This is a genomic window from Bradyrhizobium sp. 521_C7_N1_3 (assembly GCF_052075975.1).
Classification (GTDB): Bacteria; Pseudomonadota; Alphaproteobacteria; order Rhizobiales; family Xanthobacteraceae; genus Bradyrhizobium; species Bradyrhizobium japonicum.
Genome location: NZ_CP197232.1, coordinates 3,945,933 through 3,963,749, shown reverse-complemented (window position 1 = coordinate 3,963,749; position 17,817 = coordinate 3,945,933). Strand labels below are relative to the sequence as shown.

The 17,817-nt window shown below is 63.5% G+C and carries 20 protein-coding genes; 16 read left to right on the top strand and 4 right to left on the bottom strand.

The features are described 5' to 3' along the window. Positions 1-133: 133 nt before the first annotated feature. Both AB7008_RS18250 and AB7008_RS18245 read left to right on the top strand, forming a co-directional pair. The gene (locus AB7008_RS18250; protein ID WP_014496662.1) at positions 134-316 is read left to right on the top strand and encodes a hypothetical protein; all 183 of its coding nucleotides are present in this window, start codon (positions 134-136) and stop codon (positions 314-316) included. A 345-nt stretch (positions 317-661) separates the two neighbouring features. Beyond that, positions 662-1,351 carry a hypothetical protein gene (locus AB7008_RS18245; protein WP_441259198.1) on the top strand — a complete coding sequence of 230 codons (690 nt, stop codon included), beginning with the start codon at positions 662-664 and terminating at the stop codon, positions 1,349-1,351. Between the two features lie 150 nt (positions 1,352-1,501). On the opposite strand, the gene AB7008_RS18240 is transcribed toward AB7008_RS18245, so the two are convergent. Then, positions 1,502-1,744, bottom strand: a complete 243-nt coding sequence (locus AB7008_RS18240) for a helix-turn-helix domain-containing protein (protein ID WP_304494157.1) — start codon at positions 1,742-1,744, stop codon at positions 1,502-1,504. Between the two features lie 11 nt (positions 1,745-1,755). Next, entirely contained in the window at positions 1,756-2,436 is a 681-nt protein-coding gene (locus AB7008_RS18235) for a DUF2975 domain-containing protein (protein WP_441259197.1), read from the bottom strand. Positions 2,437-2,462: 26 nt separating this feature from the next. On the opposite strand from AB7008_RS18235, the gene AB7008_RS18230 reads away from it, so the two are divergent. Further along, positions 2,463-2,900: a DUF2147 domain-containing protein gene (locus tag AB7008_RS18230; RefSeq protein ID WP_304493493.1), complete on the top strand. Its 438-nt coding sequence runs from the start codon at positions 2,463-2,465 to the stop codon at positions 2,898-2,900. 172 nt (positions 2,901-3,072) lie between these two features. Next, positions 3,073-3,516: an SRPBCC family protein gene (locus AB7008_RS18225; protein ID WP_441259196.1), complete on the top strand. Its 444-nt coding sequence runs from the start codon at positions 3,073-3,075 to the stop codon at positions 3,514-3,516. Positions 3,517-3,687: 171 nt separating this feature from the next. Here AB7008_RS18225 and AB7008_RS18220 read toward each other — a convergent pair whose 3' ends face one another. Further along, positions 3,688-5,019 carry an Hsp70 family protein gene (locus AB7008_RS18220; RefSeq protein WP_041955657.1) on the bottom strand — a complete coding sequence of 444 codons (1,332 nt, stop codon included), beginning with the start codon at positions 5,017-5,019 and terminating at the stop codon, positions 3,688-3,690. 354 nt (positions 5,020-5,373) lie between these two features. Between AB7008_RS18220 and AB7008_RS18215 the strand changes: the two genes are divergently transcribed. The 5 genes from AB7008_RS18215 to oxlT (AB7008_RS18195) all read left to right on the top strand — a co-directional run bounded on the left by AB7008_RS18215 (position 5,374) and on the right by oxlT (AB7008_RS18195) (position 10,849). Further along, entirely contained in the window at positions 5,374-5,511 is a 138-nt protein-coding gene (locus AB7008_RS18215) for a hypothetical protein (protein ID WP_170219818.1), read from the top strand. 482 nt (positions 5,512-5,993) lie between these two features. Next, positions 5,994-7,001 carry a Bug family tripartite tricarboxylate transporter substrate binding protein gene (locus AB7008_RS18210; RefSeq protein WP_441259195.1) on the top strand — a complete coding sequence of 336 codons (1,008 nt, stop codon included), beginning with the start codon at positions 5,994-5,996 and terminating at the stop codon, positions 6,999-7,001. 87 nt (positions 7,002-7,088) lie between these two features. After that, on the top strand, positions 7,089-7,586 hold the full coding sequence (locus AB7008_RS18205; RefSeq protein WP_441259194.1) for a tripartite tricarboxylate transporter TctB family protein: 498 nt from the start codon (positions 7,089-7,091) through the stop codon (positions 7,584-7,586). A 42-nt stretch (positions 7,587-7,628) separates the two neighbouring features. Further along, positions 7,629-9,128, top strand: coding sequence for a tripartite tricarboxylate transporter permease (locus tag AB7008_RS18200; protein WP_441259193.1), 1,500 nt, complete (start codon positions 7,629-7,631; stop codon positions 9,126-9,128). 428 nt (positions 9,129-9,556) lie between these two features. Then, on the top strand, positions 9,557-10,849 hold the full coding sequence (gene oxlT / locus AB7008_RS18195; protein ID WP_014496670.1) for an oxalate/formate MFS antiporter: 1,293 nt from the start codon (positions 9,557-9,559) through the stop codon (positions 10,847-10,849). 79 nt (positions 10,850-10,928) lie between these two features. Here the strand turns inward: oxlT (AB7008_RS18195) and AB7008_RS18190 are convergent, their stop codons facing one another. Beyond that, a complete protein-coding gene (locus AB7008_RS18190; protein WP_152621017.1) occupies positions 10,929-11,126 on the bottom strand; it encodes a hypothetical protein in 198 nt (65 codons plus the stop codon). Between AB7008_RS18190 and oxlT (AB7008_RS18185) the strand changes: the two genes are divergently transcribed. The 7 genes from oxlT (AB7008_RS18185) to AB7008_RS18155 all read left to right on the top strand — a co-directional run bounded on the left by oxlT (AB7008_RS18185) (position 11,113) and on the right by AB7008_RS18155 (position 17,685). Further along, positions 11,113-12,450: an oxalate/formate MFS antiporter gene (gene oxlT, locus AB7008_RS18185; RefSeq protein WP_028155567.1), complete on the top strand. Its 1,338-nt coding sequence runs from the start codon at positions 11,113-11,115 to the stop codon at positions 12,448-12,450. The genes AB7008_RS18190 and oxlT (AB7008_RS18185) overlap by 14 nt on opposite strands. Positions 12,451-12,631: 181 nt before the next feature. Then, a complete protein-coding gene (locus AB7008_RS18180) occupies positions 12,632-13,060 on the top strand; it encodes a CBS domain-containing protein (protein ID WP_014496672.1) in 429 nt (142 codons plus the stop codon). Between the two features lie 98 nt (positions 13,061-13,158). Next, positions 13,159-14,178: a 2-dehydropantoate 2-reductase gene (locus AB7008_RS18175; RefSeq protein ID WP_028155566.1), complete on the top strand. Its 1,020-nt coding sequence runs from the start codon at positions 13,159-13,161 to the stop codon at positions 14,176-14,178. Continuing rightward, complete coding sequence (locus AB7008_RS18170; protein WP_028155565.1) at positions 14,175-14,963, top strand: fumarylacetoacetate hydrolase family protein; 789 nt, start codon at positions 14,175-14,177, stop codon at positions 14,961-14,963. Before AB7008_RS18175 ends, AB7008_RS18170 begins: the two co-directional genes overlap by 4 nt. A gap of 41 nt (positions 14,964-15,004) precedes the next feature. Then, entirely contained in the window at positions 15,005-15,238 is a 234-nt protein-coding gene (locus AB7008_RS18165; RefSeq protein WP_041955660.1) for a hypothetical protein, read from the top strand. 271 nt (positions 15,239-15,509) lie between these two features. Next, positions 15,510-16,916 (top strand): hypothetical protein, encoded by a 1,407-nt coding sequence (locus tag AB7008_RS18160; protein ID WP_441259192.1) that lies wholly within the window; start codon positions 15,510-15,512, stop codon positions 16,914-16,916. Between the two features lie 52 nt (positions 16,917-16,968). Continuing rightward, the gene (locus AB7008_RS18155) at positions 16,969-17,685 is read left to right on the top strand and encodes a hypothetical protein (protein WP_441259191.1); all 717 of its coding nucleotides are present in this window, start codon (positions 16,969-16,971) and stop codon (positions 17,683-17,685) included. The last annotated feature ends 132 nt before the right edge of the window (positions 17,686-17,817 follow it).

The following is a 17,817-nucleotide window of genomic DNA, read 5'->3' as shown; positions in this document are numbered from 1 at the left end:
GCATCTGCGCAACGCTGCAGAATTGGCCTTCTTCTCGCCCCGAAAGGTAGCAAGCCCACGCACAGCGTTTGCGGGTGGGAGGCGTCGGCCAGCACTTGTTCAGTCACAGCTTGTTGATCAAAACGAGGTCGAAATGTTGAGAGATCAATCCTCGGATCGAGCCAGGCGTGAAGCCAACAAGGCGTTCAAGCCTGTCAAAACGCAGAAGCCGATGAATGACTATGCGAAGGATCAGCACTCCTTCAACGAGAATCGCGAACGGCTGAAAGCGGAGCGATTGGCCCGCGAGGCCAAGCCGAAGGGCCACTCTGAATAGGACGCGTTCCCTGCCGGGTCACGATTTTGCACCCGCGCGATGAAGGCTGGCGCTGAGAGCGTCGCGTCGAAATCGACGCTGTGTTAGCCTCGTGAGCGTCGACACGATGCCCCGCTACCGAGCGCTCACCGTACGCCACCAACAAGCTGCTCTCGGAAGGACCGCACCACTCTCCCTCCAGCCAATGGACTGTGGGTACCGAAAGGCTGCCAAGCGCCACACGTGCCGCCTCCGCCGCGCTGAGATAGCAGATCGCACCCGACAATACGGGGTCGGACTGGAAGCGTGAACGACTTGCTCCCGGCGTCGGCGTCAAGGCAAAGTGCTGGAAACAGGGAGGTCAGCATGTCACTGCTTGGTCGGGCCGCCGTCGCGATGTGGTGGGGCGTCCGCCCCGAGCAGCGCGCGGAGTTCGGCGACTGGCATTCCCACGAACATTTTCCCGAGCGGATGAGCATTCCCGGCTTCCGGCGCGGATCGCGCTGGACCAGCACGACGGACGCTGAAGGCTTCTTCGTGCTGTACGAGCTGGAGCGGTACGAGGTGCTCACGTCGAAGGGATATCTCGACCGGCTCAACGCGCCGACGCCATGGTCGACCAAGATGATGCCGCACCATCTCGGCATGATCCGCAGCCAGTGCCGCGTCGCCGCCAGCTTTGGCGGCGGCGTCGCGACCGCGCTCGCCACCATCCGGCTTTCGCCGGAGGCCGGGCGCGAGGCAGAGTTGCAGACACATCTCTCGGAGATGCTCGGCACATTGGCGCAGATGCCTGGACTGACCGGCGCCCACCTCCTCCTGACCGACACGCCGCGGACCAGCTCGCCCACCACCAAGCAGCAGATCCGCGGCAAGGACGGGGCCGCCGATTGGATCATGCTGTTGTCGGGTTACGATGCCGACGCGATCGAGCAGGTGACCGCCGACCGACTTTCGCCGGCGGCGCTTGGCACTCTGGGCGCGCAGGACGATCCGACGATCGGCCGTTACCGGCTCGCCTTCACGATGACGCCGCAAGATGTGGCAACGATCTGACGGATCGGTCGTCCGGCCGGCCGCGAGGTAGATCTCGCGCCGGGCGAACTCGATTCGATTGAGCGCGCAAACGGCCAACCGTTGCACATGGGGGATATGTTTCAGGTTCTCGCGTGAAGCACGAAGGGGACAAGGCCCCCAGGTGTGAGTTCAGCTCCCCTCGCCTGCACCCTCATCGCTGCCCTCCTCGCCCGCGACATATTCGAGGATGTCTCCGGGCTGACAATCGAGCTCGCGGCAGATCGCGGCCAAGGTCGAGAAGCGCATCGCCCTCGCCTTGCCCGTCTTCAGGATCGACAGGTTCTGGATGGAAATGCCGATTGCGTCGGCGAGGTCACCGAGGCGGCGCTTCCGCTTCGCAAGCATGACATCGAGGTTCACGACGATCGGCACAAGCATTCACCTCAGATCGTCAGTTCGTTTTCGGACTGCAGCAGAATGGCATGCTCGATGACGAATTTCAGCGCCATCAGGAACACCCCGCCGGCGATCGTGCCGATGTCCACGTTGTACGACGGCAGGAAGAACTTGATATCGCCGATCTCATGCAAGGCATAAGCCACCGCATTGCTGGTGATCAGGTCAATGAACGGCCAGATCACCAGAATGATCCCCATCCACCACACTCCCTGAAGGGTCTCGGATACGAAGATCCGGCCGCGCGCGAATCGATGCACCATGCGGTGAAGGATGCCGATCAACACCGCGAAGAACGAGAGCTGAAGCGCAAATAAGGTCCAGAACAACAGCTGGCCGTGGCGCGACATCTCCAGCGGACTGGCGACAAGGGTTGCGCATTTCGCCTGCTCGGGACCAAGGCTCGCCGCGATCGAGGCAGAGGCCGTGGTGTTCGCGCGATAGGCGAGCCACACCACCACCGGCAGGGCCGCCCAGATCGCCCAGAACGCAAGATCGAGACGTCGAAACCAGCGCTGCCGGGCCTCGCGTACCGATGTCCCCACCGCAATCATGTCCAGGCACTCCGCAGATCCAAGGCCCCTTGCCATCCCCCCAATATGCATGTTCCGCACAATTGACTCAACCTTAAGCGCGATATATTGATCGTTTATCATGAAATATTTCATGACAATTTATCCAATATGGAGCCCCCATGCGTTCCACCCTCGTCCGGCACCTGCTCGCAGCGCTGTTGTCCATCTCCCCGCTTGGAAACGCCGAAGCCGCAACGGCCGGCGGTCCCGCCGGCGTCTGGCTGACACAGTCGGGCGACGCGAGGATCAAGGTGAGCCGTTGCGGCAATGCGCTATGCGGCCGGGTCGTCTGGCTGAAGGAGCCGATCGACAAGAAGACGGGCAAGGCGCAGCTCGACGACCATAACGCCGATCCCGCATTGCGCGGCCGGAAGATCGTCGGCATCTCCCTGTTCATCGACATGCAGGCGGCCGGCGCCAATCAATGGTCGGGCAGGATCTACAATGCCGACGACGGAAAGACCTATGCGAGCACCGTCACCTTGCTGCCTTCGGGCAATCTCAACGTCCGGGGCTGCATGGGAACGTTGTGCGCAGGTGAAGACTGGACGCGGTGAGCGGCAACCCGATCCAGAACAACATCAAAGACAACATCAAGGGCCGCCGGTTTCGGCGGCCCCCGTTTATCTGCAATGCCATGTCGGATCGGCGGCATCCCGGTCGTCCTTGAGACATGAATGGGCCGTAGACGCCAAGGTCGGGCCCATCAATGCAAGAGGATGAAGGAACATGCCCAGCACTGTACGTCTGCACCGCGTTCTCTCGACCAGTCCGGAGAAAGTCTATCGCGCCTTCCTCGAGGCGGATACGCTGGCGAAATGGCTTCCGCCGAACGGCTTTACCTGCACCGTCCATCACCTCGAGCCCAAGGTCGGGGGCACGTTCAAGATGTCGTTCCGGAATTTCACGACGGGCAACAGCCACGCCTTCGGCGGCGAATATCTCGAGCTCGTCGCGGGCGAACGTCTCCGCTACACCGACAAATTCGACGACCCCAATCTGCCCGGCGAAATCCAGGTGACCGTGACGCTGAAGAAGGTCTCGGTCGGCACCGAGGTTGACATCACCCAGGCCGGCATCCCTGACCTCATCCCGCCCGAGGCCTGCTATCTCGGCTGGCAGGAATCGCTGCGCAATCTGGCACGGCTCGTCGAGCCCGAGATCAACCAGTAGCGGCGACATCAGTATCGTAGGGTGGGCAAAGCGCAGCGTGCCCACCGATGCTCTCTCAACCTCGGAAAGATGGTGGGCACGGCGCTCCGCGCCTTTGCCCACCCTACGGCACTGATGACAGCTCTCTCCGTCGTCATTGCGAGCAGCCAAGCCATGGCGGCTATTGCTGGGCTACGCGCCCGCCTTCGGCGTAATCCCACCGCTTGCGGTCCATCGATCCGGATCGGGGCTGTGTCCGATCAGCGCGAGGCCGTAGGCGATCGACTCGAACTGGTCGCCCGACATCAGCCGCTCGTTGCCGAACCGGTCGGCAAACAGCTTTCGCACCGCCGGCACGAACGAGGTCCCGCCGGTCAAAAACACCTTTTCCACCTCGCGCGCGGTGATGCCGGCCTCGCCCAGCACCTTGTCGACGGTGGCGCCCAATCTGGCGATGTCGTCGGCGATCCAGGCGTCGAAATTCTTCCGCGTGATGGTCGAGCCGATATCGACCCCGCCGCCTTTGAAGCGGAATTCCACCTGATCCTGCGCCGACAGCGCCACCTTGGCGTCGGACACCGCGCGGTACAGCGAGAAGCCGAGGTCGAGATCGACGATGGTGATGAAGTCCTCGAGCAGACCAGGCTTCAGCGCGGTGCGCGCAAGCTCCCGGAGCTCGCGGAGATCGCCGTTGCTCTTCATCATCGCGAGCTGATGCCAGCGGGCGAGGTTGGTGTAGTGGCCGGTGGGGATCGGCAGCACCTTGTCGAACGAGCGGAAGCTCGACCCCTTGCCCAGCCGCGGCGAGACGACGTGGTCGACGATGCGGTAGTCGAACGTGTCGCCCGCGATGCCGATGCCGGCGTGTCCAAGCGGTTCGGCGCGCAAGGCACCGCCCACGCGCGAGAAACGCATCACGGAGAAATCGCTGGTGCCGCCGCCGAAATCCGCAACCAGGACGGTGGCGTCGCGCTCCAGCCGGCGGGCGAAGGAGAACGCGGCGCCCACGGGCTCGTAGACATAGCGCGCGTGGCCGGCGCCCAGGCGTTCGAACGCGGCCCGATAGCGCTGCATCGCCAGCGCCTCGTCGGGATTGCCACCGGCGAAGCGCACCGGGCGGCCGACCGTAATGGTTGACGTCTCGAAGCCGAACCTGTCCCCGCCGTGGCGCGCCAGCGTTCGCAGGAACGCCGTCAGAATATCCTCGAATTTGTAGCGCTGCCGGAACACCTGCGTGGTGTTGAAGCTGCTGCTCGCAGCGAAGGTCTTGAACGACTGGAGGAAGCGGTAGACGTGGCGGCCTTCAAGGAACTGCTCGATCGCCCACGGGCCGCCCTCGGCCTGGGCGCCGGCTCCCGGCCGGTCCTCCCAGAAGCACAGGGCCGACACGAAGACGCTGTGCCGGTGTCCGCCATGGTCGAAGCGGATGGCCTCGACCCGGCGGTCGTCCGCCGCGAGGGCGACGACCGTATTGCTGGTCCCAAAATCGATGCCGATCGAGACGGCGGCCGAGGCGCTCGACATGAACCACTCTGACGGTTGGTTGGAAGGGGGCAGACCACTAACGGCTTTGACCTGCCCTGCCAAGACCTGAATGCTGCAGCGCGGTCTAGCGCACCCCGAAAAGTCGCCAATCCCCGCTAGGTGGAACCACCATCCCGAAGCGATTTCCGGGCTCCTTGGCGGCAGATCCGCCCCTTTCGCAAGCCGCTTGGCAATTTTTAGCCCGGATCGGCCTCTTTAACGGATGATTATGCTGCAATGCGGGATGGTGCATGCTGCCATGCAATGGCATGCATAGACAGTGGCATCTGGTATACATAGATTGCCCTTCGAAATGAGACAGCAATACTGACTGTCTCGAGAAAGGGAATTCCGATGTCCAAAACCGCTTCCGTCGCGCTCGCCCCCTCCGCCTCGCTGCTCGCCCGCTTCCTGGCCGCGGTCGACCGCTTCCTGATGGCGAGCGCCGAGATTTCGAATCACAACGGCGACCTGCCCCGCTTCGGCCTCTAAGACGGAGATCCCCGCGCAGCCGACACGGCGCGCGGTTGGCAGATCCCGCAGACGCGACGTTTGATCAAATGGCCCCGCATGTCGGGGCCATTTTCTTTTGAGCCTCTCTTTGAATCCGCGCGCCGCTCGCCGACACAACTGCGACGATTGGTCCGCCGATGTGACCCGCCGATCCAATTGTTTGTCTACTGGCATCTCGCATACCATTCGTTCGCCAAGAACGATTGCACCGTTGAAAGTGCAAGACAGGGGACAGGAACGTTCGAGTGCGCGGCACGCTTGCCGCGACCTTGCCGCGCTCCTCGCAGGAGCCTTAGCCGAAAGGAGCGGATGCCGGGCAACGTCCCCGCTCATAGAGTTTCGTTTGGGACTGCCATGGGAGATCGACCGCACAAGGTGCCCCCAGGCAGGTGAATCGAGATGGGCTGACGCAAGCCGACAAAGAGCGGCTGCGTTCGAGGTTCGACAGGGAGAGAAGCAAGATGAAGCCATTCGTTCTGAATGTCGCCTTGGCGGCAATCGCGATGACGTGCGCCGGCAGCACCGCAAGCGTTGCTGCCTGGGAGCCGGTCCGTCCGGTCGAGTTCATCGTGCCCGCAGGCACCGGCGGCGGCGCCGATCAGATGGCGCGCACCATCCAGGGCATCGTCACCAAGCACAATCTGATGAAGCAGCCGCTGGTCGTCATCAACAAGGCCGGCGGCGCGGGCGGCGAAGGCTTCCTCGACGTAAAGACGTCGACGAACAACCCCCACAAGATCATCATCACGCTGTCGAACCTGTTCACGACGCCGCTGGCGACGGGGATTCCCTTCAACTGGAAGGACCTGACCCCGGTCGCAATGCTGGCGCTCGACGAGTTCGTGCTCTGGGTGAACGCCGAGAAGCCGTACAACAGCGTCAAGGACTACGTCGACGCCACCAAGAAGGCGCCGAGCGGCTCCTTCAAGATGGGCGGCACCGGCTCGAAGCAGGAAGACCAGATCATCACCGTCGGCATCGAGAAGGTGATCGACGCGAAGTTCACCTACATCCCCTACAAGGGCGGCGGCGAAGTCGCGGTGCAGCTCGTCGGCAATCACGTCGATTCAACCGTCAACAATCCGATCGAGGCGGTGGCGCAATGGCGCGGCGGTAAGCTCCGTCCGCTTTGCGTCTTCGACGCCCAGCCGATGGCCTATGACGAGCCGATCGCCGACGGCAAGGCCTGGAAGGACATTCCGACCTGCAAGTCGCAGGGCCTTGCGATGGAATATCTCATGCTGCGCGGCATCTTCATGTCGCCCAAGGCGACGAAGGACCAGATCGAATATTACGTCGAGCTGTTCAAGAAGGTCCGCGCCACGCCGGAATGGCAGGAGTTCATGAAGAGCGGCGCCTTCAACACGACGTTCCTCGCCGGAGCCGATTACGCCAAGTGGATCGAGGCGGAGGAGAAGCGCCACGAGGGCCTGATGAAGGAAGCCGGCTTCCTCGCATCGGGGAACTGAGCCGCGACATCGACGACGGCCGAGGACGCTCGCCGTCCTCCCGTTTGCCGCGACCGCACACGACTTGCGATTCCGCCTGGAGGTCCCATGACTGAACGATCCGGATCCGACTCTGGCCCGGCACACAAGACGCTGGAAATCGGCATGGCGCTGCTGATCGGCGTCTTCGGCCTGGTCGTGATCTTCGGCAGCATCAAGGCCGGCATCAACTGGGGCGCGGAGGGCCCGCGCGCCGGCTTCTTCCCCTTCTATGTCGGCACGGCCATCGTCGGCGCAAGCGCCATCAACCTCTGGAGCGCGCAGCGCGAGGACGATGGCCGGCTGTTCGCCGAATGGGGACAGCTTCGCCAGGTCATGAGCGTCGTGGTGCCGACCGCGATCTATGTCGGCTCGATGCCTTTCATCGGCCTCTACGTGGCGTCGATGGTGTTCATCGCATGGTTCATGCGCTGGCTCGGCGGCTATCGCTGGCTGACGGTCGCAGCCGTCGCGATCGGCATGCCGGTCGTGACCTATCTCGTTTTCGAACGCTGGTTCCTGGTCCCGCTTCCCAAGGGGCCGCTCGAGGAATGGCTCGGTCTGTAAGAGCCGCGCATTGATTCAATTGCTGTTGCAGGACGTCTTGATATGGAAGAGTTGGCCAATCTGTTTCACGGCTTCGCGGTCGCCCTGCAGCCCTACAACATCATGCTGATGATCATCGGCATCACGCTCGGGGTCATCATCGGCGTGCTGCCGGGTCTCGGCGGCGCCAACGGCGTGGCGATCCTGCTTCCGCTGACCTTCAGCATGCCGCCAACATCGGCGATCATCATGCTGTCCTGCATCTATTGGGGCGCATTGTTCGGCGGTGCCATCACCTCGATCCTGTTCAACATCCCCGGCGAGCCATGGTCGGTGGCGACCACCTTCGACGGTTATCCGATGGCGCAGCAGGGCAAGCCCGGCGAAGCGCTGACGGCCGCCTTCACTTCCTCCTTCATCGGCGCGCTGTTCGCCGTCATCATGATCACGCTGGTCGCGCCGCTGGTCGCGGGCTTTGCGCTGCGATTTGGTCCGGCGGAGAAGTTCGCGGTGTATTTCCTCGCCTTCTGCAGCTTCGTGGGCCTCAGCAAGGAGCCGCCGTTCAAGACCATCGCGGCGATGATGATGGGCTTTGCGCTCGCGGCGGTTGGCCTCGATTCGATCACGGGGCAATTGCGGCTGACCTTCGGCGTCACCGAGCTGCTCAACGGCTTCGACTTCCTGATTGCGGTGATCGGCCTGTTCGGGATCGGCGAGATCCTGCTGACCATGGAGGAAGGCTTGGCCTTCCGCGGCGGCAATGCCAGCATCAACCTCCGCGTCGTGATTCAGACCTGGCGGGAGCTGCCCAGATACTGGATGACCTCGCTGCGCTCCTGCCTGATCGGATGCTGGATGGGCGTCACGCCCGCCGGCGCGACGCCGGCCTCCTTCATGAGCTACGGCATCGCCAAGCGGCTGGCGCGACGCGGCAACAATTTCGGCAAGGGCGAGATCGAGGGCGTGATTGCGCCGGAGACGGCCGCGCACGCCGCCGGCACCTCGGCACTGCTGCCGATGCTCTCGCTCGGCGTGCCCGGCTCGCCGACCGCCGCCGTACTGCTCGGCGGACTATTGATCTGGGGCCTGCAGCCCGGCCCGATGCTGTTCGTCGAGCAGAAGGAATTCGTCTGGGGCCTGATCGCGTCGATGTATCTCGGCAATCTCGCCGGCCTCATCGTCGTGCTCACCTGCGTGCCGCTCTTCGCCGCGATCCTGCGCGTGCCGTTCGGCATCATCGCGCCGCTGATCCTGGTGCTGTGCGCGATCGGCGCCTATTCGGTGCACAACAGCACCTTCGACGTGATGCTGATGCTGGTGTTCGGCGTGCTCGGCTATCTCCTGAAGAAGTGCAACTACCCGCTCGCGCCCCTGGTGCTCGCCATCGTGCTCGGCGACAAGGCGGAGGAAGCCTTCCGGCAATCGCTGCTGGGATCGCAGGGATCGCTCGGCGTGTTCTTCTCCAACGGCCTCGTCAGCACGATCATGGCGCTCGGTCTCGTCGCCCTGTTCTGGTCCGCGATCCAGGAAGGCTACAGCCGGCTGCGCACGTCGATGGCGTGACGCGCGCGGCCTGCGTCAGGCTGCCGCGAGAGTCGCGTCAAATCCGCCGCACCCCCGACTTCTGGAATAAAGAATTCCAGGAATCGTCAGTCATCTGACGGCCGCGCATCCATGCGAGAGGACTGCGCATGTCGACGTGCGCAAGTTGGAAGTTCGGTGGTGAATCGGCTTCCCACAGCCTGTTTGCGGCTTCACGCGGCAAGCAAGAATTCTTGCGAAATCAATGAATTGAGCAGGCACGATCGCGGCGGCTGCTGTCGCGCGGCTGCGATGGGGGCTTTACAATTTGGCTGCCAAAGCGCATGTGGACTGATCCCGCGATATTTCGCCGCACCCTTCAGTCCCTCGGTTGAATCTTGGCATAATGAATACCAAGATGCGGGACAGCGCACGCATAAAAATGATCGGCGCCTTCGGGAGGGTTTTTTATGACGGACATGGTGCAGTCAACAGTGGCCCCTAGTGCCGCGCGCGTCAGCGATGCCTATCGCTGGACGCAGTTGGCGGTCGGTGTAGCGGCGATGGTGATGATCGCCAACTATCAATACGGCTGGACGTTCTTCGTCCCCGACATCCAGAAGAAGTTCGGCTGGGATCGCGCGTCGATCCAGTGGGCCTTTACGTTGTTCGTGCTGTTCGAGACCTGGCTCGTGCCGGTCGAAGGATGGTTCGTCGACAAATACGGTCCGCGCATCGTCGTGCTGGTCGGCGGCATACTCTGTGCCCTTGGCTGGGTGATCAACGCGCAGGCGACCACGCTCAACGGCTACTATCTCGGCATGATCATCGCAGGCATCGGCGCCGGTGGCGTCTACGGCACCTGTGTCGGCAACGCGCTGAAATGGTTCCCGGACAAGCGCGGTCTTGCCGCGGGCATCACGGCCGCGGGCTTCGGCGCCGGCTCTGCCCTCACCGTCGCGCCGATCCAGGCCATGATCAAGGACAGTGGTTTCCAGACCACCTTCCTCTATTTCGGCCTCGGACAAGGCATCATCATCTGCATCCTCGCCTTCTTCCTGCTGGCGCCGAAAGCAGGCCAGGTGCCGGCCGTGGCGGCGAACGCCAATCTGGTGCAGACACGTCGCAACTATCAGCCGACCGAGGTGCTGCGTCAGCCGATCTTCTGGCTGATGTACTTCATGTTCGTGATCGTCGGCGCCGGCGGCCTGATGGTGACAGCCAATCTGAAGCCGATCGCAGTCGACTGGAAGGTCGACAGCGTCCCGGTGACGCTGATGGCGGTGACGATGACGGCGGTGACCTTCGCGGCCACGATCGACCGCGTGCTCAACGGCCTGACGCGTCCGTTCTTCGGCTGGATCTCCGACATGATCGGCCGCGAGAACACGATGTTCATCGCCTTCGGCATGGAAGGCGTCGGCATCTGGATGCTCTACCTCTGGGGCCACGACCCGGTCTGGTTCGTGCTGCTGTCGGGCTTCGTGTTCTTCGCCTGGGGTGAGATCTACTCGCTGTTCCCCTCGACCTGCACCGACACGTTCGGCGCCAAGTTCGCGACCACCAATGCGGGCCTGCTCTACACCGCAAAGGGTACCGCCGCGCTGCTGGTGCCGATCGCCAACTACATGCAGCAATCGTCGGGCACGTGGGACAGCGTGTTCATTATCGCGGCCGGCGCCAACATCCTGGCTTCGCTGCTGGCGATCATGGTGCTCAAGCCCTGGCGCAAGGTCGTGGTCGCGAAATCGACGGCTGCCTGACGCGCTTCACTGCAACTGCTTCAAGCACGACGCCCGGCCTCACGGCCGGGCGTTTTCGTTTTTGCAGAACCCGCCTTGGCTACCGCTGACCTGAAGGGAACCGTGCACTTTTCTTGCGCTGCGTCACAAGATTGGGCTTGCCTTCTGGAATATGGTATACCAATGTCCCCGCCGCGCTTGCGACGATAAGCCACAATATTTGCGACACTGGGTCATCTTGCAATCCCAGATCGCAATCAATCAGGCGCGTTGGGAGGTTATTGATGATTTCCAGCACGGATGGCGCCGTCACAGCCGCGCCTCTTCGCACCGGTTTCCGTTGGTTCCAACTCGCCATGGGCATCGTCTGCATGGCGATGATCGCCAATCTGCAATACGGCTGGACGCTGTTCGTCGATCCGATCGATGCGGCGCACCATTGGGGACGCGCCGCGATCCAGCTCGCTTTCACCATCTTCGTCGTCACCGAGACCTGGTTGGTGCCGATCGAGGCCTGGTTCGTCGACAAATACGGTCCGCGCATCGTCATCATGTTCGGCGGCGTCATGATCGCGCTGTCCTGGGTGCTCAACTCCTACGCTGACTCGCTCGCCCTGCTCTACGCCGCCGCGGTCGTCGGCGGCATGGGCGCGGGTGCGGTGTACGGCACCTGCGTCGGCAATGCGCTGAAATGGTTCCCCGATCGCCGCGGCCTCGCCGCCGGTGCGACCGCCGCCGGCTTCGGCGCAGGCGCCGCGCTCACGATCGTGCCGATCGCGACCATGATCGCATCGAGCGGCTATCAGCACGCGTTCCTCACCTTCGGCATCGGCCAGGGCCTGATCGTGTTCGTGCTCGCCTTCTTCATTCAGCCGCCGCGGATCTCGATTCCGCCGAAGAAGAAGCAGCTCAACCTGCCGCAGACCAAGATCGACTTCACCCCGCCGCAAGTGCTGCGCAGCCCGATTTTCTGGGTGATGTATCTCGTCTTCGTCATGGTCGCCTCCGGCGGCCTGATGACCGCGGCGCAGATCGGCCCGATCGCGCACGACTTCAAGATCGCCGACACGCCGGTGACGCTCGCGGGCTTCCAGATGGCGGCATTGACGTTCGCGATCTCGCTCGACCGCATCTTCGACGGTTTCGGACGTCCCTTCTTCGGCTGGGTCTCCGACACGATCGGCCGCGAGCACACCATGTTCATCGCGTTCGGCACCGCGGCGGTGATGCTGCTGACGCTGTCGGCCTATGGACACATTCCGATTGTGTTCGTGCTCGCGACCGCGATTTACTTCGGCGTGTTCGGTGAAATCTACTCGCTGTTCCCCGCGACCTGCGGCGACACGTTCGGCTCGAAATACGCAACCACCAACAACGGCATGCTCTACACCGCGAAGGGCACGGCATCCCTGCTCGTCCCGCTCGCCAGCGTGATCTCGGCAACGTACGGCTGGAAGGCCGTGTTCGTGGTCGCAGTGGCGCTGAACGCGACGGCGGCGCTGACGGCGCTGTTCGTGATCAAGCCGCTGCGCCGCTCTTTCATTCTCGGCAAGGAAGCCGAGAGCGCCAACGCCGCGACCGGCACCGCCAAGACCGGCAATGCCAAGACCGAGACAGCGTAGCGACCACACACGCCTTTCAATCGGTCGAAAGGGGCGCAGCGATGCGCCCCTTTTGCTTTTTGGCACGATGACAAACGTCAGTATTGCTGCCGCAAGAATTTTCGGATCAGCCAAATCGAGCGCTTGACGATTGGCATTATGTATACCACACTTCCCCTGTCATTCACCTAGGGAGGTCGCAATGCTGGTCGGAGACATTCTGCGCAAGAAGACACCGCGCGTTGTCACGGTGCGAATGAACGAAACGGTGGGTATCGCCGCCAAGCTGATGCGCGCCAACAACATCAGCGCGCTGGTGGTCAAGGACGTGGTCCGCTCCGAAGGCAACACCGCGGTCGGCATGTTCACCGAGCGCGACGTGGTGCGCGCCGTCGCCGAGCATGGTGCCAACGCCATCAACGTCAAGGTCTCGCAGCTCGTGTCGGTGCAGCAGCTGGTGTCCTGCAGCTCCTCAGACACGATCGAGCACGTCCGGCATCTGATGAACCGCAATCACATCCGTCACCTGCCCGTCATCGACGATTACAGCCTCGTCTCCGTCATCAGCATGCGCGACATCGCAGCTGCCGTTGACGAAGCGCTCAACGGCACACCGCAAGCAGCAGCTTAAAGCGTCACACTTCCCCTGCGACTACCGGCCCCGGCTCGGACCTCTCCGAGCCGGACCGGATCTTTCGTCCCAAAATTCCGGACACCCGCGAGGATTTCATGAAGATCTGCATCTACGGCGCCGGCGCGATCGGCGGATATCTCGGGGTTCAGCTCGCACGCGCTGGCGCCGACGTCAGCCTGGTCGCACGCGGCGCCCACCTTGCCGCGATGCGTGAGCGCGGGCTGACCCTACTCGCGGGCGAGGAGACGCACACCGTGCATCCGCGCTGCACCGACGATCCCGCCGAGCTCGGCGTGCAGGACTACATCATCATCACGCTGAAGGCGCATTCGATCACCGGCGTGATCGAGAAGATGCAGCCGCTGCTCGGGCCGCACACCCGCATCGTCACCGCCGTCAACGGCATCCCCTATTGGTATTTCTACAAGCACGGCGGCCAATACGAGAATTCGACGCTGGAGAGCATCGACCCCGGCGGGCGACAGTGGCGCGAGATCGGCGCCGAGCGCGCCATCGGCTGCATCGTCTATCCCGCCACCGAGATCGAAGCGCCCGGCGTGATCCGCCACGTCTACGGCAACAATTTTCCGCTCGGCGAGCCCTCCGGCGAGATCACGCCGGACGTGCAGCGCCTTGCCGATCTCTTCGTCGCCGCCGGGCTGAAAGCGCCGGTGCTCGACCGCATCCGTGACGAGATCTGGCTGAAGCTCTGGGGCAATGTCTGCTTCAACCCGATCAGCGCGCTGACCCATGCAACGCTCGACGTGATCTGCACCGATCCCTCCACGCGTGCGCTGTCGCGCGCGATCATGGTGGAGACGCAAGGCATCGCCGAGACGTTCGGCGTCAAATTCCGCGTCGACGTCGAGCGCCGCATCGAGGGCGCCCGCAAGGTCGGCGCGCACAAGACCTCGATGCTCCAGGATCTCGAGCGCGGCCGTCCGATGGAGATCGACCCGCTCGTCACCGTGGTGCAGGAGATGGGCCGCCTCACCGGCATCGCCACGCCCGCGCTCGACTCGGTGCTGGCGATGGTGACCCAGCGCGCCCGCATCGCCGGCCTTTATGACGGCGTCTCGGCACCTCACGATCCCCGCGCACTGGCGGTGGCATGATGGCGGGCGAGATGAAACAATGGCTGCGCTTCCGCCATGCCGGTGCGACCGGTTTCGGCACGCTGACCTCATCGGGCATCAGCGTCCATGAAGGCGAGATGTTCGGCCGCAACGCGGGGACCGGCAAAACGCTTGCACTGTCGGAGGTCGAGCTGCTCGCACCTTGCGCGCCCAGCAAGATCGTCGCGCTCTGGAATAATTTCCACGCGCTCGCCGCCAAGCTGAACCAGCCCGAGCCGCCGGAGCCGCTCTATCTGCTGAAGGCGACCACCACGATCACGACGCCGGGCGCCGTGATCCGCCGCCCCTCTTATTACGACGGCAAGACCACCTATGAGGGCGAGCTTGGCATCGTCATCGGCAGGACCTGCGCCCGCGTCTCGCCGGCGGAAGCGGACAGCTTCATCTTCGGCTACACCTGCGTCAACGACATCACCGCCAACGACATCCTGACCAGCGATCCTACCTTCCCGCAATGGGCCCGCGCCAAGGGCATCGATGACTACGGCCCGTTCGGCCCCGTGATCGCGACCGGCCTCGATCCGGCCAAGCTCACCGTGCGCACCATCCTCAACGGGGCGGAGCGGCAGAACTATCCGATCTCGGACATGATCTTCACCGCGCAGGAGCTGGTCAGCAAGATCTCCCACGACATGACCCTGCTTCCCGGCGACCTCATCGCCGTCGGCACCTCGGTCGGCGTCGGGGTGATGAAGGAGCCGGTGAATATTGTGACCGTCGCAATCGACGGCATCGGCGAGCTGACGAACGAGTTTCGGCTGTAGCCCTCCCAGTCATTCCGGGCGCAACTCCGTCGTGCCCCGGAATGAAGGCCACCGGCCATTTTCGCCGCAGCGCGGCAAAATTGATCCTGCGCAAATCGCGCCGTCGCGGCTGCCTTTATCCTTTCCGGCAATCGATTTCTGATGCCAGGGAGGACGCCATGTCGAATGCCGACTATGCGCTTTTGTGGACGGCCTTGTACTTTGCTCTCGCGTTCGCCGCGATCTTCGTGGTCTGGTTTGCCGACAAGATTCGCTCGAACTTCCTCGGCAAGTGATAGCGAGCACGACGTCGTAGCCCGGATGAGCGGAGCGTCATACGGAACAGACCGTGACGCGGTCCCGCATATCGCTGCGCTCATGGGGACTACAGGCCTCGCATCTTCGGGAAAACTCGGCAAATCCAGCAGCCCCTTCCACCGTCTGCCGGCACAACCAGTCGTGGATTCACACGACCAGGCGCATCAGGCAATCGGCGCACCCCTTGATCTCGGTTCCGCTCTCCAATAGCAACTATGGCGAGAATGTGTCCCGGGTGGGGAAGTCACGATGTGGCTGTTTTTCGTGGTTGCCTGGTTTGTCCTGCTAGCCGCCATCGCGATCCTCGCCCAGCAGGCGTTTGGTTATGACGTCGCCCACCTACCCGCCCTGTTTGCGGACCTGCCGATGCCGCAGCGTCTCGCAACCGGCGCGATCGTGACCCTCGGGCTGGCGCTGATCGGCGCCCCCGCCTGGCGTCTCTCGCGTCAGGACCGGCGCCTCAACACCCTGCGCGACCGCCTCAAGAAGACCCGCGAGGACGTCGTCGTCGCGCACGCCCTGCAAAACCACCTCGACGCCACCGTCCAGCACCTGATCGAAAGCGATCCGCGGGGGGCGGTCTCCGCCCTCCATGACAAGCTCGGCGAGATTGAGCAACGCGCGCTTCTCCAGCAGGGCCGCAACGAATCCACCGACATGCACGACCAGCTCGCCGAGATCCGCCGGCGCCAGCAGGGGGTGCGAGAGATGGTCGGCAAGGTCGCCGATCAGCGGCGCGCGGTCGAGCCTGTTTTCACCGAGATCCGCGACCGCCAGAACCAGCTCGAACGCTCCCTGCTCGACCTCGAGACCGACGACCGCAAGAACAACCTCGCCGACCGCCTGAAGGACGTGGCGCGCGACGTATCGGCGCTGCTGTCACGGGTGAACGCGGTCCAGGACACGTTCGTGACCCTCAACCAGTACAGGGAAGATCTGGCGAAATCCCATGCCGAGCTGGTCCCGCTGCGCTCGTCGGACGCCGGCATCAACGCCCTGATCGGCGAGCTCGGCCTCAGCCATGACCGGCTGGCCAAGAGCATCGACGAGCTCGAGACCGGCGGCGAGGCGCCGCTCGACACTCGCGTCGAGACGCTCTCGAAGAACAAGATCGAGATCGCGCAGCGCCTCGCCCGCATCGACGACAGCTTCAACATCCTGAAATCGATCCGGCTCGATTTCGAGGAGCTCGGCCAGCGCCAGGCCCAGCTCGAACGCTCGCTCGCCGACGTCGAAACCGACCCCGACGGCAAGACCCTCGTCGATCGCCAGAACGCGCTGAACGATTTCGTCCTCCAGTCGCGCCAGCGTCTCGGCGCGTTGCAGGAGACGCTGGCGACGCTGAACACCTTCAAGACAGAGCTGTCGAAGTCGCAGGCCGATCTCGTCCCGTTGAAGGCGCCGGTGTTCGGCATCGAGGCCATGATCGCGGAGGTCGGCGCCACCCGCGATCTCCTCGCGAAAGCCGTCGGCGAGATCGAGGCGAACGGCGACGTCACCCTCGCCTCACGTGTCGATGCGCTGAGCAAGAGCAAGCGCGAAGTCGAAGACCGGCTCGCCCGCATCTTCGACAATTTCAACGCGCTCGATGCCTTGCGCAAGGACATCGGCGGCATGTTCTCGACGATCAGGAACAGCCTGAACCGAATCGGGTAAAGGCGCACGGCGCGTTCGAACCGCGATCCGCGTCCGTGCGACCAACCACCGCATGCGCATCATCCTCGGTCTCCTCTCTGCCCTGCTCGGCGCACTCGCCGGCTGGTTCGCCCTTGCCACACTGGTGATCGCGCTGTCGGGGCCGGACCGCGATGGCGGCATCGCCATGGGCGCCTTCTTCGACATCGGCCCGATCGGCGGCGTCGCCGGCCTGATCGCCGGCATCTGGCTGTTCACACGCATTAGCCTCGTTCGAAACAAGGCATTGCCTCAAGCAACGGGATCATCCGAGACCGCACCTCGCCCTGGGACGCGCTTGTCGTTTCCCTTTGCCGCGACGCTTCTGTCCGTCGCGGCCATCCTTTGCTGGTGGGGATGGTATGAATTCATCCGCTCGCCCTATCTCAGCCACGGCTACATGACCCTCGAGCTGCAATTCAGGCTTCCTGCCGGCACTGCGCTTCCGGACAACAAGGACGATGTGCGGATCGAGGTCGAGGAAGCGGAGGGATACGCGATGGCCGGACCGGCTGCGAATTGGCGCGCGCATGATGGCGACCGTCCGGCGATCATTGCCTCGGCCTCGCTGATGTACAAGACGCGCCATCGGGCCGTTCGCCTGACGCTCCCCGGCGTTCCCACGCAAAGCTGGCCGATCGATCTTCCCGCCAATCCGGATCCGACGCCGGGCTATTCGCCCTGGCACGCTGCGAGCGAACCGTCGCCGACGAAGGTCGAGATGCACTTTCGCCTCACCGCCGACCACTGAAGCGCAGAGCGCAGGATTGCGGACTGACCGACGCACAGCGCCGCGCCGAAACATCCAGACACATCACATCTCCGCGCACCCGATCAATGCCGCCAACTTGTCCCGCGCGCGCCGCAACTTGGACGCATTCCG

Excerpts from the sequence above, each read along its gene's own strand:
- AB7008_RS18250 (WP_014496662.1), top strand. The coding sequence starts at position 134 with ATGTTGAGAGATCAATCCTCGGATCGAGCCAGGCGTGAAGCCAACAAG.
- AB7008_RS18245 (WP_441259198.1), top strand. The coding sequence starts at position 662 with ATGTCACTGCTTGGTCGGGCCGCCGTCGCGATGTGGTGGGGCGTCCGC.
- AB7008_RS18235 (WP_441259197.1), bottom strand. The coding sequence starts at position 2,436 with ATGAAATATTTCATGATAAACGATCAATATATCGCGCTTAAGGTTGAG.
- AB7008_RS18230 (WP_304493493.1), top strand. The coding sequence starts at position 2,463 with ATGCGTTCCACCCTCGTCCGGCACCTGCTCGCAGCGCTGTTGTCCATC.
- AB7008_RS18225 (WP_441259196.1), top strand. The coding sequence starts at position 3,073 with ATGCCCAGCACTGTACGTCTGCACCGCGTTCTCTCGACCAGTCCGGAG.
- AB7008_RS18220 (WP_041955657.1), bottom strand. The coding sequence starts at position 5,019 with ATGTCGAGCGCCTCGGCCGCCGTCTCGATCGGCATCGATTTTGGGACC.
- AB7008_RS18215 (WP_170219818.1), top strand. The coding sequence starts at position 5,374 with ATGTCCAAAACCGCTTCCGTCGCGCTCGCCCCCTCCGCCTCGCTGCTC.
- AB7008_RS18210 (WP_441259195.1), top strand. The coding sequence starts at position 5,994 with ATGAAGCCATTCGTTCTGAATGTCGCCTTGGCGGCAATCGCGATGACG.
- AB7008_RS18205 (WP_441259194.1), top strand. The coding sequence starts at position 7,089 with ATGACTGAACGATCCGGATCCGACTCTGGCCCGGCACACAAGACGCTG.
- AB7008_RS18200 (WP_441259193.1), top strand. The coding sequence starts at position 7,629 with ATGGAAGAGTTGGCCAATCTGTTTCACGGCTTCGCGGTCGCCCTGCAG.
- oxlT (WP_014496670.1), top strand. The coding sequence starts at position 9,557 with ATGACGGACATGGTGCAGTCAACAGTGGCCCCTAGTGCCGCGCGCGTC.
- oxlT (WP_028155567.1), top strand. The coding sequence starts at position 11,113 with ATGATTTCCAGCACGGATGGCGCCGTCACAGCCGCGCCTCTTCGCACC.
- AB7008_RS18180 (WP_014496672.1), top strand. The coding sequence starts at position 12,632 with ATGCTGGTCGGAGACATTCTGCGCAAGAAGACACCGCGCGTTGTCACG.
- AB7008_RS18175 (WP_028155566.1), top strand. The coding sequence starts at position 13,159 with ATGAAGATCTGCATCTACGGCGCCGGCGCGATCGGCGGATATCTCGGG.
- AB7008_RS18170 (WP_028155565.1), top strand. The coding sequence starts at position 14,175 with ATGATGGCGGGCGAGATGAAACAATGGCTGCGCTTCCGCCATGCCGGT.
- AB7008_RS18165 (WP_041955660.1), top strand. The coding sequence starts at position 15,005 with ATGAAGGCCACCGGCCATTTTCGCCGCAGCGCGGCAAAATTGATCCTG.
- AB7008_RS18160 (WP_441259192.1), top strand. The coding sequence starts at position 15,510 with ATGTGGCTGTTTTTCGTGGTTGCCTGGTTTGTCCTGCTAGCCGCCATC.
- AB7008_RS18155 (WP_441259191.1), top strand. The coding sequence starts at position 16,969 with ATGCGCATCATCCTCGGTCTCCTCTCTGCCCTGCTCGGCGCACTCGCC.